This window comes from Serratia sp. PL7 (genome assembly GCF_945957435.1).
Map to the genome: position 1 here is coordinate 15934 of NZ_CAMFLB010000038.1, position 13957 is coordinate 29890.

Here is a 13957-nt window from a genome sequence, read left to right on the forward strand (position 1 = left end):
ATGATAGAGAAAGGAAAGAAACATAAGGCTTGATAAAACTTGAGGATTTACGGTAGGATAGAAACTCAGGCGAACACTTCAAATCAAAGCCGCCCAAAGTCCCCTTAGTTAAATGGATATAACGAGCCCCTCCTAAGGGCTAGTTGCAGGTTCGATTCCTGCAGGGGACACCATTGGTACGTCTAACAACATCCCAAAATGTCTATAAAATCCATTCAAAACAAATACATTAGCTTATCCCGCGTCTAATGACATCCAAGGATGTTTACTGGAATCTACGTATGTTTGTGTATAAAATTGCGTATAACTCCAGGTTCGAAGTTTAGGTTATACACATTATGCTACTCACAGACGTACAGATCCGCCGCTCTAAGCCCCAAGACAAGCCCTATACGTTGAATGATGGCAATGGTCTTTCGCTTCTTATCGATCCCTCTGGCACCAAGGGCTGGCGCTTCCGTTACCGCTTTGCTGGTAAGGCAAAGATGATCTCCTTTGGGGTATATGGGGACGTTTCTCTTGCCGAAGCACGTAAAAAACGCGATGAAGCCAGACACCAACTCGCCAACAACATCAATCCCAGTGATGCACGCCGGGCAGAAAAAATTGCTCTGTCACATTCAAATATCAACACGTTTGAAGCAATAGCCCGTGAATGGCATGGCTCAAAGTTACCCACCTGGTCAACAAATTATGCCAATGACGTAATACGTGGTTTTGAAAACAATATATTCCCCTACATCGGTAAACGTCCGATAGACCAGATCGCCCCATTGGAATTACTTACTGTTCTACAAAAGATAGAAAAGCGCGGAGCATTGGAATTAACGGGAAAGATTAGAAGGCTTTGCGGCGAGGTATTCCGCTACGCTGTGGTGACAGGACGCACACACTATAATCCAGCACCTGATCTAGCCAGTGCTTTAAACAAGCCCAAAAGTGGCCACTATCCTTTCCTGACTGAAAGTGAATTACCGGAATTTATGCAGGCACTCAGTAACTACCAGGGCAGTATGTTAACGAAATATGCCACACAGTTGCTTATTTTAACGGGCGTTCGCACTATCGAACTACGTGGGGCAGAATGGTCAGAATTTGATTTTGATAATGCAGTATGGGAAGTGCCTAAAGAGAGGATGAAAAAGCGCCGCCCTCACCTAGTGCCACTGTCTACCCAAGCTTTAGAGATCCTTGCAAAACTCAAAGTGCTTACCGGGCGCTATAATCTGCTCTTCCCTGGCCGTAATGATGCGCGTAAGCCAATGAGTGAAGCCAGCATTAATAAAGTGATCACGATGCTTGGTTATCATGGTCGGGCCACTGGCCACGGTTTCCGTCATACGATGAGTACCATCTTGCATGAACACGGCTTTGAAAGTGCATGGATTGAGATGCAGCTTGCGCATGTTGACAAGAACTCGATTCGAGGAACCTATAACCATGCACAATATTTGGAAGGGCGTAGAACTATGTTGCAATGGTATGGGGACAACATTAATTAATACACCCACTCTGAATAACTGCGCCTAATACCGCTTCAGTTATCTATTTCATATGATGTTTGCCAGTGAAGGTGTATGGCAACGGGTTCTCTTTACCGGGTAACACCCCATCTATCTTATTAAAAAAACGATAATATCCAAGCCATCATAAATAATTACTCCAAAATACTATTTAGAATATAAACATATTCATTAACACGACCACTCCACAGGTGGTTTGACTTGGAAATATAGCTAACAAGAACATCTGACAATATACTTCTAGAGTCAGTTACAAACTTACAATCAGGTATTCCTTTATCCACTATAGAATAAAGGTAATCATTGAGGCTTCCTTTCCGTGTAAGAGTATCAGCTTCACCATTTGCATACCCGCTTATAATATCTGTTACGGCAATATTATTAAAATTGCTAACATAGACCAAATTCTCGAATTCATCAATTGTTATATAGAAAATCCTTTTTTTATCAATCCATACTTTACCAAGCTCATTTTCAATATGCTGAAATAGTTTTTTGTCAATTAATTCATCAACCATAACACCATTATATATATAATGATCTCTATGAGTTATAATAAGCAAGGAATCCGATTCACTATTTTCATACAAGTCGGTCTTTGATAAATGGCTAGCACACTCTTGCCCTTGAATGATTCCCTTTATAAAGCTTCTCTTTAATCTATCCTTTAGAGATTTTGATGCATTTGTTGATTTAACCACTAAGTCTGGTTCTATTGCCTTAGATTCAATAAATACCGTTGATTTGTCATATTTCAGTAAAAAATCAACAGACTTCCCCTCTATATTTTTTTTATTATATAATTCTTTTATTTCGCTTTCAAAAACCACTTCTCCATTTATTTCTTTAATAACATTACCTATATACACCTCCATTAAATTACCAAACTTATTTTTGTAGTTATCAACATTACCTTTCAATACATTGGGAACCATACTGGACAATGCTGACTTCAATATTTTCTTACTTAAAATCAATAATCCATCATCTGTAATGATGATGGGTTTTTTCAACATTGGTGTTTCCCTAAAATACTCAACACTCAACTCACCCTCATCTTTGTATGCTCCCATGAACGCTCTGATTTCATTTAATTTAATACTAACAAAACTAAGATATCCTTTTAAAACATCAAGACCAAAGAATGGATGCAAATGAATAATAAAGTGTTGATAAGGAATTACTTTCGAATCAGCGTTGCAATTATCACTACACATAATAATAAGATATGCACTAATAATATAAAAGTCTTCTAATTTAACGCCTGTTACTTCATAAAAACAATCCTTGTAATAATTTGATTCACTACAACAGAACCAACCATATTGTCGAGATAATGTATTGATATCAAATTTAAAGGGGGATTGATATTGTAGTTGTGAAATCATATAACGCCGCATTTCCAATATTGCATTGCTATCTTCGCTTAAATCAATTGCATCATCTTGCAATAGGTAAATACTATTTATTATAGAAATAAATTCACTCTCAGATAAGTGACTAGTATACTTTTTGTTTATAACTGTAAACTTCCATTTCAAAGCCAAAAAGCAACACCATGGAAAGTTAGATATGATACCATTACTTGGCTCACGTGCACGTTTCATGTGTAAAAACATCTTTTCAAGAAATGACTCATCTGAATAACACGATAACTTCTTTTTTATTTTCTCTACTCTTTTTTTATAATGCTTATTCTTATTAGTTTTCAGAGACATCCCAACCCCTTTAAAAAAAGAAAATTATTTTTAATACCATTGTCCTCATCTGGGGACGATTCTAGATAACAATACTACGGAATTCTATACTGTAATCCAATAATTACGGAATCGGCAATACCCCCCAGCCTTTTGCAGGATTGCTTATGCCTGCTATCTGGTGCACCTGTACGCCTTCCTGAGCCTCTCGATGCCCTAGCTGCAAAATCACACCAACGAAACCGCTTAACCTCACAGCGAACCGCCTACACCCCAGAATCCCCATGACATAAACCCGATCCCCACGGAAACGGCACTACACCGCACCCGCCTGCACACTTTGGATCATAAAAATTTTTCAGTTTTATTTTTTTACAAACCAATCCGCCAGCCCGCGCCACGCCTAGGCTTCTACGAGAAACCCCCAACTGAAAAGTTTGAAAAGAATTTCAGTGTTTTTCAGTTTTGGCTTCCAGATACACTACCGCAAGGAAAAATAAAACATTGATTATATTGAATTATTTTATTTTACGTGGGCGTGCAGGAAAAAAATAAAGCCAGCGGCACGCGGAAAGAAAACACAAAAGCCACGCAGGGCGCGGCTTTGCGGGGATTGTAGAAAATAGTCCAACTGAAAAAGGTTGTAAGCCAAGCTCCCGACATGGCCTCTACGACTTGGCCTGTAATGGCATTACTGACCTGCCACGTAATTGGCGTGCTTGCGCCGCGTAACGACTGGTTTGGTGGGATCGGGCATTCTAGCCTTTGCCTCTTGTGCATCCTTCTCCTGGGCCGTTTTGAGCCACTCTATAGCATTCGCCCGTTGATCCGGTGTGATGCCGCTCATTATGATTTGCATTATCTTACCGTGCGTCAACGCGCCAGGGCATAAGGTATGGGAAAACGTCACATTAGCCACAAACCGATGACCACACTCGGGATTGCTGCATGTGCAGTACACATCAGCAAGCATCTTATGCTTGCGGTTTGTCTTAGCAATAATAGACTTTGACTCACAATCAGGACATATCACTGTAAATGCTGCCATTCTTTTTACTCCTTTATCTTTTAACACCGCCAGCCAGGAAAGAAGCCTCAGCCAGCCTGATTTCATCTTCTCTTTATCCTTTTTGACTGGTAACAGTGGTAACACTGGTAACGTCATTGATTTAAAAGGATAAAAGCTGTTACCACTTCACTTTATCTACTGGTATCAACTGGTAACAGCGGCAAAACGTTACCAGTGTTACCAGTAGGTTTATTTCACTGGTAACACCGCCAAGCCTTGCCACACCTGGTTGTTACCTCTGTTACCAGTGTTACCAGTCATAGATAAGACTCGCGTAAGAGAATTACCCCAAGACGCTGCTGTTGAACTGATAAACCCGTTTCAGCCCTATTTCTGGCAGGCGTATGTTTTTCTGTGTCCGGGTTTCATCTTCCGGCACCTCCAGGTAACCCGCCGCCACGCATAAACGCGCCACCTTCTTGGCGTCGAACCCCTTGCAGATTTCTTTCCAGCCTGACGGCAACACGTAAAACGTGGTCACCGCCTCTTCCTGGTTGTCGCCTTTCTTCACCTGGCGAAAGCCCACCATATTGCCGGGGCGGCTTTGGGTATCAAACCAATCGGCAAAGCGGCTAAACTGGTTACGGGTCATAAACTCCCTGACCTGTTCCAGCGCGGCGGCATCTTCCTGATTGGCGGTGTGGCCCCGGTCATACATCCATGCAGCCAGGCAGCTTTTGGCGGCGTTTAGCGCCTCACCTTGCGCCCAACCGGTGATCCCCGCCTCGGTGGCCAATTCTCCAGCCATCGCCACCAGAGCAAAGCGTGTGACTGCTCGCCCTACCTGGTTCCCCGCGTTTTCCGGAGTGAGCAACCGGGTGTACTCTTTCAGCAAGGCTTTTGCCTTATGCGTCATACCCGGCAAATCCGCCGTCAAGCAGCGCAACCACTCACGGAACGGCGCTCCGTGGCTTGCGGTCACTGCCTGCTCCAGATGTTCCGCCAACGCCTTCCCCCCGGCAAAGCCGTGTAACTCCTCAAACACGCCATATTTGCCGGTATCGCTGGGGATCTGGATCATCCTGACCTCAACCCCGGCGTAGGTACGTTCGCCCACGTTGGCCGCGTGCTCGACCAGCGATAACTCACCGGTAGACAGGAACAGCAAGCACCAACGGTTGGTCTCCCGCACGCTGCCATCCGTTCGGGCGCGCGCCTTACCCTGGCCATTCGCCAACATGTAGGCGATATTACCGGCCTCGCGGCCATCTACTTCGCGGATCTCATCCAGCATCAAGGTCGCGTCATTACGGCGGCTGGCCGTACCTTCCAGCGCGTTACCGGTCGCACGCCAGGTATGCCAAAAATCGGTGCCACCGCAGACCGACGCCGCCACTTTCATGGTTGTGGTCTTGCCATCGGTTGATTCCCCTTTAAGGTGATAACCCCCGCCACCGACGCCGACCAGTTTTAACAGCGGCGCGGCAAAAGCCAGGCTAACCGCGAATGCTACCCGCCCATTCCCTACGCAGTAACGCCCAATCTGTTCGCGCCACTCATCCAGCGTGCCAGCCTGGCGGAAATCGCGGCCCTGAACACTGGAGGTTTGCAGGATCACCGACTCCGCACCAATGCCGATCACTTCATCCTGGAGCACGTAAACCGAACCATGCCAGCCGGTTTTAGTAACACACGTCACCTTACGTTCGGGTTTGCACAACGAGATATACTCCATCAGGTGCGCCCGGGCCTGGCCGTTGATATTGATGTATGACAACCCATTGACCAACAGCACGCGCCGCAGCTCCTCGCCACCACCACAGAGCATTTCCATCGGCATCGCCCATTTACGGCTGATCCCGTTGGTATCCTCCCACTCCAACAAACGGCCATAGTTACTGCCATCTTCATCACAAGTGATAGCGGTAACCCGTAGCGGGCTGCACAGTTTGATATTGCGGATCTCGGTATCACCATCCGACTTGTTCACCAGCTTGTCGTACCACAAATACTCCTGGGTAAGCCGGAACCCCTGCGGCAGCTTGGTTTTACCCTTACCAAACAGGATCATCTCCTCCCGAAAGGCTTCTTTGGCACGCTCCAGCCCCAGTTCCTGGCGAAAATCATCCCAATCGGCTTTGTGGCGGGTAGGCGGCAACGTCACCCACCCATCTACCGCCTTGGCCGCTTTCTCCGCCCACAGCTTGCCGGTGTTCTCTTTGCCATCGTCAAAGTCATTGTCTCCCGCCACAATCAAACGGGCTTCCGGCCACGTTTGCCGTAGTTGCTGGGCCACATTGATCAAGTTGCTGGCCGCAACCGCAGCGACAACCACCCCCTCGGTTAACCTGGCTACGGTCAATGCGGTTGCATAGCCCTCGGTAATAATCACTTGTTCCGGTGGCCCTTCCCCTGGCTCATTAACGGCAATGAATGCGCCGGCCAACAGCGAATTTGGTAAAAGCCGCTTTTCTCCCAGGGGGTGGATCAACTGCGCCCCACGCAGTTGCCCGGAAACGTCTATCAATGGCAATAAAAGCGCCCCCACAGGGAACTCTATGCCGCCATAAGCCGCCGTCTGTCCAATCTGTGTTACCGTCTGCCCCTGTAGACCTCGGTTTGTCAGATACGGGCTTTCACCCGTTGAGCTGCGGGATAACAACGCCTGATAGCTCTTTTGTACCTTGGCCAGTTTCTGCGTGTCCGAGGCTTCTTTCCTGGCAGGCAAAATGGGGGGCTGTTGCACGCTGGGCAAGGCTAACGCCTGGGCCACTTCTTTCGCTGCACTGGCGGCATCGATCCCGGCAACCAGCTTCACCAGATCCAGACCGTCACCATGCTGGCAATGTGAGCATATCCATGTGCCACGCCCATCACGATCGTCAAAACGAAAGCGATCCGTGCCACCACATTTAGGGCAAGGGCCATGCTTACCGTTGGAGGGAACGGTAATCCCCAACGCGGGGAGAATATGCGGCCAGCGCCCTTTGGCAGCGTTAATGGCCGCTGTAACTGGTTGTTGGCTCATCAGTGCGCCTCCCTGACGTTACAGGCGCACACCGACGACCCGGGAGGCAACTCACCATCTGGCGCACCAAATATAATATCTCGGTACACCTCGCAAAGCCGATGATAACCATATGGGGATAACTGAACTTGTGCGGCCATAAATCCAGGCATGAGCATGGCCATCAAATCCGCTGCGGCCAATTGCCCGCCATCCATGACGCCAAAACGCTCGATAAAAGGTGCTTCAATATGGTAAATGATGTTCAATGCAACCTTATCCAGCGTTAACTCAACCTCCTCGCCGTCCTCAATAAATACCGCCTGGCCATGTTTAAATACCATCATGTCGATAAAGGCGCAGGAAATATAATGACGAAGCAAGGCAATTTTAAATTCAGGTGATGCGGGGTGATTAATTGATAGCATTATCTTTCCCCTGTGTTCTCGCAGCATTAAATAAACCGCTGTTATCAATAGCGCCATCCATTTGCACGGCCAAGCATTCAAACAGAGCCGCAACCCCCAAAGCCGAAACCATTTTTTGATTGCTGTTTCCCTGGTTACTCATCAAGTCGGCCATCAGTTCACATACTAACGTGGCACGAATTAACTGCTCACAGCCTTTATCATTCAGGGAATGTAACGCCGTATTATGAGTCGTATTCATTTTTCCCCCTTAGCGCCATTCAACGGCATGACGTGACGGCAGGCGACCAGCAAACGCCAACACATACTCTCTAACCAGCGCACGGTGCGCGGCCTGTTGGGAATCGGCAGTAATTTGTATACGCTGGGGTATGGCTTGAATATCGGCACGACGAACGGCCAGAAACAGATAGGTAAATTGGGGATGTGAGCAAATTGGGGTAGTGGCCATGGCGGCAACCTCCTTCAGATAGCATAAACAGCTACCACCGGGGTTCCTACGCCCAAGACTGGTGGTAGCCCAAACGGGGGTAGGAATACCGGCTCTGAAGGATACCGGCCAGCCCGAGAGCTGCCCCGCCTGGACTACCATAACGCCGTGGTGGTGATGCACACAGGCCAAAATAACGCCCCTACAGCCCTGTGAGCACCACACCAAAAACTTTAGGTGAGTCAAAGCTACGATACAAAAAAAGACGCATAGGGCGTCTGGTATCGCCTTCAGATTACACGGGTTCCTACGCCCGGCTGCCGATTTTGCGGCAACGGCGAAACTATACCTTGTGGCGGCTAAATCCTGCAAGCCGTTTTTATCCGAATACCCAAGATTGACAGCCGATAAGCTGAATGCGATATTTCGCCTGACAATAATAACAGTCATTCTTTCCTCAACCACGTTTGTTTTGACAAAAACACTTTGATTAGCCCGAAACCATTTTTATTTCGGGCTTTTTTTTATTTCAGGTGTTACTCAAGTTAACAGGGTTTATTTTCGTACGAGGCTCACTGCATTTTCATCCACTGCCGTATAAAGGAAACCATTTCCTAACGCATAGCCCTCATTACGCCAATAGCCTTGTTCATACGTGGCGCTATCGTCGACAAACTCAGCCCTGAAATGGCGACTGCCCTTTTGGGTGTAAATATGCAAATTATCCAGTGTTGTAATCGCTAGACGCTTCCCAGGCATAAAGGGAGGTACAAAAGCAAAACGCCCTGCCACCGAGCTGGTGAGCATCTGAGCCGCTGCCATGTCTGCCGGACGGTCTGCCGCATTAAACAAGCGTAAACGCTCCGCTGCCGCCAGTTCCGCACCAACCATGACGACCAAGCGCGGATCCTCACGGAACCCCTCTGGAATGTTTTGCATAATAAGATGGTTAGCCAGTGCATCCAGGTGCGGAAAATCACCACCCTCACCTAACGATACGGCCTCAGTCATGACTTGAGAACCGTTATTAAAGGCTTTCGCTATAGCGTGCCATCCAATATTAACATCTTGCCCTTTAGTATTATTTTGTGGATCGGTAGGATAGGCTATCCGCTCACCGTTTAATCCAATACGCAACATATCCAGAGAAACCGCCATACCAAAGAACTCAGACACGGATTGTGTGAAATGTTCCATTCCTCCTACATTCGCAATCGCAGACATTTTCCCATAAGGCAAGGAAGCGCATGAGTCCGTTTCGACCAAGATATAATCTGTTCCGTTTACCGCCAAGCTTTTATTAAAACGCCCTTCAATAGCACGACCTGTATGTAAAGACGAGTCACCAATTTCTATTGCCTGGCCTTTTTCTGTATCGACATCCATTAACGTGATGCCATTCATCATCCAACCAGATTCCAACATTGCAATACGCAATTTATTTTCTGCAACGTCTGAGATTGTGAATGTTCGCTGATGCCCATAAGGGAAAGTGACATTTTTCATTAAATTTTGGTGATAGCGTTCCGCCACGGCGGGAGCATTAATTGCAGCCATGATATTTTACCTATATGTATTTTTTTGAATTAAAGTGATGCGCGCATTTCTTGCTGTTTATCTTTCAGATGTAACTTCGAACCCATCATAAGATTGATATAATCATCAACAGCCATTACATTACGCCATTCTTCACCCGAAACGCTGTAATATTCCACAGCCAGTAGAGCACGGTCTAACCCCCCCTGATTAAGGGTATATTTATCTGTTGGAGGCGTGCATTTATTGACTATCGCACGTAACGCATTTTCCAGGGTATCCATTAATCCCCAGGCATAGATATGAGAACGCAGCCCCTCACTATACATTCCCTTGCGGTAGGTGTAGGTCGGTAAAGTCTCAAGCGGTAAAAGCGTTAATATCTTGCCCTTAAACCCCTTTTCACCACACATCAACATGTGCTCGACAGGTTCACGCAACAATCCCAGCAACCCTCTACGAGCGGCAACAATGGCGTTAGCTTCAATGAGTTTCGTTTGGGTTCGCTCAAGTCTGTTCTTTGCCTGGATGATGGCTTCTTTGATACTACCATTCCAACGAGAGATATCACTAACACCGCGTTTGGCATTTCCTAGCTCACGTTCACACAGCATAATTTCATTTTGAATATCGGATACTTTAGACTCAGCCTCTAAACAAATTTTTTCACCTTGCTTTATCAGCATATGAATTTCTTGTGGCGTACAATCTGCGCGTGGTGGCTCGTATCCTGTCAGCTGTCCAAATTGCTTTAAAAGCGGTTCCATTTTATGCAGGCGATAAATTTCAATAGTGCGTATTGCATACCCGCCATCACCATGTGATTCATCGAATGGAACAATATGATAATTAGAGACAGTAGCTAATTCACTGTCATTTCTTGTGTACTTGATTTGATTCACTGAATGACTCTCCTTGATATATTGTTAGCAACCCAACTATTAATCTCACTCTCAACCCAAGCGATAGACCTTTCGCCTATAGACACACTCTTCGGAAACTCACCACTCTTCATTTTATTATATACAGTTGATCTTTTTAGCCCTGTAATCATCATCACATCTGGCAACCTTATTAAGCGAATGTGAACATTCTCATTATTTACCTGCACAACACCCTCCTTGCTTATGAATTAAATATAAAAAACGAGTATAGAATCACACTTAGAGTAACTTGTGTAAAGCCCCCTACCCCTCACAACAGTTCAAGGACAAAGTGTCAGATGGAATATATACAAACCAATACGAACAAATACGAATAGATGCCAATAAATACTAAACATCCGTTAATTGTAATATTTTGTAAGCGCTATATAAACACCCTGGAATCTCGTTGGATGCCTATAGATTAACGCCGATTATTTTTATGTAAAGGGGGGAGAAAATAGCGATGAGGTTATAAAATGCACACCACTGATATCGGAAGGGTGAGGAGTTATCATGAGTTGTCAGGAGTCATATGTATGTTCACATATTATACCGCAGATCTTTAATGTAAATATTTGTAATCTTGAATGTAAGTTTTTGTAAGCCACGCTCAGGCAATATAAGAAGCTTAAAGCATCAACCGCGAGTGGCGTTTAAATAGACAAGGAATAAATTGTGAGTAAGTAAGTGTATAAATTAAATTTAAAATTATGTTTTAAACGTTTAAAATCAATTTATTACACCAGAAAATACACTTCTGCAGGGGACACCATGTTGATGCCAACAAATCTCCCCCACGCGAGCAAAATACAGTCACGGCAAAACTAAAAGAGAAACCCTACTACCTGCTCGTCGATTCGGCAATCCGATACCCTGCATACCATCCCCCGATAATCCCGACCAAGCGTTCTTTCGTGCAAAGCAAATCACAAAATATCGTATTTTAATCGCATTTAAGTTGTGATTTTTATCACTAAAACTTATTATCTAATCGACCAGTAAGGATAGCGCTCCTTAACAAAATGAGGAAATGATGGTTACGGTTCAATGGACGAAGAAAGCACTCAAGCAGTTGCTGTCAATCGACACCAGGTACCGCAAAGCCATCAGTGAGAAGGTTAACCAACTTGAAGATTTCCCTGCCGTAAAGCTCGACATCAGGAAGCTTCACGCAACTGATAACCAGTTTCGGCTAAGGGTTGGGGACTATAGGGTAATCTTCGAAATCACTGACGGTGAACCGGTCATCTGTGAGATTGCAGCAATTAAGCGTAGGTCATCGAAAACGTACTAAGGCGGGAAAACCCGCCCTTTCCTCATATAGCTATCTAAAGTAAAACCAGGAGTAACCGAAAATGGCAGTGCAAATTATCCGCAACGATAAAGGCGAACCACAGTATGCCGTGGTGCCCTACAGCGAATATGAAAAACTGATTAACGCAAAAACTGATTGGGAAGATGTGCCCTACACTGCCTCAAAATCCGATGATGTGACCGTGCCTAACGCGATCGTCAAGATCATGATTGACCAGGAAGTTTCTCTTCTGGCGGCCTGGCGGATGTATCGGGACCTGTCTCAGTATGATGTGGCCGAAAAACTCGGCACCACCCAATCCACCGTTTCACAATGGGAGGCATCAGACCGCCCTCAGAAGCGTACCCGTGAAAAACTAGCGGCGCTGTATGATTGCTCCCCCGAGCAGTTGATCCCCTAATCTTGCTCAGTGTAGGGGGCTGCAATGCTCCGCCCTTTAGATAACCAATGGGTTAACTCAGGCCGAACATGTTCGGCCCTTACAAATCAGCACCCATGCTGGCGCTGAGGACAGGGTATACTGTGTTATCAATATAATGTGTGACCGGCACCCGCTACCTAGCACAACCTCGTACGTTAAGGGTATAATCCAAGGCATTATTTAATCGGTTTCGGAAACGAACATGGCAAAGCTAACATTACAAGAGCAGCTGCTTAAAGCTGGATTGGTCAACAGTAAAAAACTGGCGAAAGTGGAAAGAACGGCGAAAAAATCGCGGGTTCAGGCTCGTGAGGCAAGAGAGGCCGTGGAAGAAAACAAAAAAGCGCAGGTTGAACGTGATAAACAGCTGAATGAGCAGCAAAAGCAAGCCGCCTTGGCCAAAGAATATAAAGCTCAGGTTAAGCAGCTCATTGAAATGAATCGGATCGTTATTGCAAATGGCGATATTGGTTATAACTTCACAGATAACAATTTAATTAAAAAAATATATGTGGATAAAACAACCCAATCTCAATTGATTAGTGGCCGTCTTGCCATTGCTCGGCTGATTACCGATAAGAATCCTGATGGCGAATACGCGATTATCCCCGCGATCGTGGCCGATAAAATTGCGCAGCGTGATGCGAGCAGTATTGTATTAAATGCCGAACTGAGCAAAGAAGCTAAAGATGAAGACGATCCGTATGCCGATTTTGTCGTGCCTGACGATCTGATGTGGTAAGTACTATTGCCTGACGTTAGCCATACTCCGCCATCACAGCATCAATAAAGCAGCGCAGTTTCTGCGTCGGATAACGGTTCGGCGAATACAGCAAATGCATTTCGCGCGAAGGTGCCTGATAATCAGCCAGGATCTGCGTCAACAGGCCGGAGGCAATGTAGCTTCTGAGCACCACTTCTGCCCCCAAAATAATCCCACCGCCGCTAAGCGCTGCAGACAGCAGCGCCGTAGCATTATTTGACTGCAAACGGCTGTTCACCTTGGCGGCGTACTGCTTCCCCCCTTTGGTGAAAATCCATTCTTTCTCTGAAGGACGGGACCAGTAAGTATATCCGAGGCATTCGTGATCGAGCAGATCTTCAGGTTGAGCTGGAGTACCATATTCGGCCAGATACCCAGGGGATGCGCAGGCAATTAGTTGGTAAGGTTTGAGTTTACGAGCAATCAGTGCCGAATCTGCCAACGGTCCAATGCGGATAACCGCCTCAAACCCTTCATCGACAAGATCCACAAAGCGATCGCTCAACGTCAATTCAACTTGAACGTCTGGGTAACGACGCATGTAGTCATTCACCAAAGGTGGCAGGCTGTATGCCCCAAATGTGACAGGCGCATTAACCCGTAACATTCCGCGCGGCATTGCGGTCATATCCTGGGCAACAGACTCAGCGGCATCCGCCTCGGCAAGCACAATTTTGCAACGCTCATAAAAAATACGCCCGACTTCCGTGAGGTTTTGCCGCCGGGTCGTACGGTTTAACAAACGGGTCCCCAAATGTTCCTCCAGCATGCTGATCTGTTTACCCACCATCTGCGGTGACAAATTCAGCACCTCGCTCGCGGCAGCAAAAGAACCGCAGTCCGTAACCTTCACAAACACCAACATGCACTTAAGCCGATCCATCATTCCCTACTTTTAGTTT

Annotated in this window: 14 protein-coding genes, 1 tRNA gene and 1 pseudogene; 5 read left to right on the plus strand and 11 right to left on the minus strand. The window is 46.1% G+C overall.

Features of this window, described 5'->3' with window-relative positions:
- Positions 1 to 98 precede the first annotated feature (98 nt).
- Positions 99 to 173: transfer RNA gene (locus N6G83_RS50645), tRNA-Arg, on the plus strand.
- A 165-nt stretch (positions 174 to 338) separates the two neighbouring features.
- Complete coding sequence (locus N6G83_RS50650) at positions 339 to 1502, plus strand: tyrosine-type recombinase/integrase (protein ID WP_211136879.1); 1164 nt, start codon at positions 339 to 341, stop codon at positions 1500 to 1502.
- A gap of 155 nt (positions 1503 to 1657) precedes the next feature.
- Here the strand turns inward: N6G83_RS50650 and N6G83_RS50655 are convergent, their stop codons facing one another.
- The 10 genes and pseudogenes from N6G83_RS50655 to N6G83_RS50695 all read right to left on the minus strand — a co-directional run bounded on the left by N6G83_RS50655 (position 1658) and on the right by N6G83_RS50695 (position 10741).
- Entirely contained in the window at positions 1658 to 3241 is a 1584-nt protein-coding gene (locus tag N6G83_RS50655) for a hypothetical protein (protein WP_260524292.1), read from the minus strand.
- A 670-nt stretch (positions 3242 to 3911) separates the two neighbouring features.
- A complete protein-coding gene (locus N6G83_RS50660; RefSeq protein ID WP_248006666.1) occupies positions 3912 to 4334 on the minus strand; it encodes an ogr/Delta-like zinc finger family protein in 423 nt (140 codons plus the stop codon).
- Between the two features lie 238 nt (positions 4335 to 4572).
- Entirely contained in the window at positions 4573 to 7257 is a 2685-nt protein-coding gene (locus N6G83_RS50665) for a DUF927 domain-containing protein (protein ID WP_260524293.1), read from the minus strand.
- Positions 7257 to 7664: a hypothetical protein gene (locus N6G83_RS50670; protein ID WP_211136290.1), complete on the minus strand. Its 408-nt coding sequence runs from the start codon at positions 7662 to 7664 to the stop codon at positions 7257 to 7259. Before N6G83_RS50670 ends, N6G83_RS50665 begins: the two co-directional genes overlap by 1 nt.
- Positions 7651 to 7905, minus strand: coding sequence for a hypothetical protein (locus tag N6G83_RS50675; RefSeq protein WP_211136289.1), 255 nt, complete (start codon positions 7903 to 7905; stop codon positions 7651 to 7653). The genes N6G83_RS50670 and N6G83_RS50675 overlap by 14 nt, the downstream gene beginning before the upstream one ends.
- Positions 7906 to 7914: 9 nt before the next feature.
- Positions 7915 to 8115 carry a host cell division inhibitor Icd-like protein gene (locus N6G83_RS54865; RefSeq protein ID WP_312847433.1) on the minus strand — a complete coding sequence of 67 codons (201 nt, stop codon included), beginning with the start codon at positions 8113 to 8115 and terminating at the stop codon, positions 7915 to 7917.
- A gap of 24 nt (positions 8116 to 8139) precedes the next feature.
- Positions 8140 to 8544 (minus strand): annotated as a pseudogene (locus tag N6G83_RS54870) (ash family protein); the annotation flags it as partial.
- A gap of 105 nt (positions 8545 to 8649) precedes the next feature.
- The gene (locus N6G83_RS50685; protein ID WP_211136287.1) at positions 8650 to 9651 is read right to left on the minus strand and encodes a P2 family phage major capsid protein; all 1002 of its coding nucleotides are present in this window, start codon (positions 9649 to 9651) and stop codon (positions 8650 to 8652) included.
- 29 nt (positions 9652 to 9680) lie between these two features.
- Complete coding sequence (locus tag N6G83_RS50690; RefSeq protein WP_260524294.1) at positions 9681 to 10532, minus strand: hypothetical protein; 852 nt, start codon at positions 10530 to 10532, stop codon at positions 9681 to 9683.
- Positions 10529 to 10741, minus strand: coding sequence for a helix-turn-helix transcriptional regulator (locus tag N6G83_RS50695; RefSeq protein WP_226906473.1), 213 nt, complete (start codon positions 10739 to 10741; stop codon positions 10529 to 10531). The genes N6G83_RS50690 and N6G83_RS50695 overlap by 4 nt, the downstream gene beginning before the upstream one ends.
- Positions 10742 to 11589: 848 nt before the next feature.
- On the opposite strand from N6G83_RS50695, the gene N6G83_RS50700 reads away from it, so the two are divergent.
- The 3 genes from N6G83_RS50700 (at position 11590) to N6G83_RS50710 (ending at position 13034) form a co-directional block, all read left to right on the plus strand.
- Positions 11590 to 11850 carry a type II toxin-antitoxin system RelE family toxin gene (locus N6G83_RS50700; RefSeq protein ID WP_024529227.1) on the plus strand — a complete coding sequence of 87 codons (261 nt, stop codon included), beginning with the start codon at positions 11590 to 11592 and terminating at the stop codon, positions 11848 to 11850.
- Positions 11851 to 11911: 61 nt separating this feature from the next.
- Positions 11912 to 12271, plus strand: a complete 360-nt coding sequence (locus N6G83_RS50705; protein WP_211136116.1) for a helix-turn-helix domain-containing protein — start codon at positions 11912 to 11914, stop codon at positions 12269 to 12271.
- Between the two features lie 223 nt (positions 12272 to 12494).
- Entirely contained in the window at positions 12495 to 13034 is a 540-nt protein-coding gene (locus N6G83_RS50710; RefSeq protein WP_024529229.1) for a DUF2058 domain-containing protein, read from the plus strand.
- 16 nt (positions 13035 to 13050) lie between these two features.
- Here N6G83_RS50710 and N6G83_RS50715 read toward each other — a convergent pair whose 3' ends face one another.
- The gene (locus N6G83_RS50715) at positions 13051 to 13938 is read right to left on the minus strand and encodes a LysR substrate-binding domain-containing protein (RefSeq protein WP_029711211.1); all 888 of its coding nucleotides are present in this window, start codon (positions 13936 to 13938) and stop codon (positions 13051 to 13053) included.
- Between the last annotated feature and the right edge of the window lie 19 nt (positions 13939 to 13957).

Bases quoted from the DNA above. Each gene is read 5' to 3' on its own strand.
- N6G83_RS50705 (WP_211136116.1), top strand. From the start codon at position 11,912: ATGGCAGTGCAAATTATCCGCAACGATAAAGGCGAACCACAGTATGCC.
- N6G83_RS54865 (WP_312847433.1), bottom strand. From the start codon at position 8,115: ATGGCCACTACCCCAATTTGCTCACATCCCCAATTTACCTATCTGTTT.
- N6G83_RS50685 (WP_211136287.1), bottom strand. From the start codon at position 9,651: ATGGCTGCAATTAATGCTCCCGCCGTGGCGGAACGCTATCACCAAAAT.
- N6G83_RS50670 (WP_211136290.1), bottom strand. From the start codon at position 7,664: ATGCTATCAATTAATCACCCCGCATCACCTGAATTTAAAATTGCCTTG.
- N6G83_RS50700 (WP_024529227.1), top strand. From the start codon at position 11,590: ATGGTTACGGTTCAATGGACGAAGAAAGCACTCAAGCAGTTGCTGTCA.
- N6G83_RS50660 (WP_248006666.1), bottom strand. From the start codon at position 4,334: ATGAAATCAGGCTGGCTGAGGCTTCTTTCCTGGCTGGCGGTGTTAAAA.
- N6G83_RS50650 (WP_211136879.1), top strand. From the start codon at position 339: ATGCTACTCACAGACGTACAGATCCGCCGCTCTAAGCCCCAAGACAAG.
- N6G83_RS50710 (WP_024529229.1), top strand. From the start codon at position 12,495: ATGGCAAAGCTAACATTACAAGAGCAGCTGCTTAAAGCTGGATTGGTC.
- N6G83_RS50715 (WP_029711211.1), bottom strand. From the start codon at position 13,938: ATGGATCGGCTTAAGTGCATGTTGGTGTTTGTGAAGGTTACGGACTGC.
- N6G83_RS50675 (WP_211136289.1), bottom strand. From the start codon at position 7,905: ATGAATACGACTCATAATACGGCGTTACATTCCCTGAATGATAAAGGC.
- N6G83_RS50655 (WP_260524292.1), bottom strand. From the start codon at position 3,241: ATGTCTCTGAAAACTAATAAGAATAAGCATTATAAAAAAAGAGTAGAG.
- N6G83_RS50665 (WP_260524293.1), bottom strand. From the start codon at position 7,257: ATGAGCCAACAACCAGTTACAGCGGCCATTAACGCTGCCAAAGGGCGC.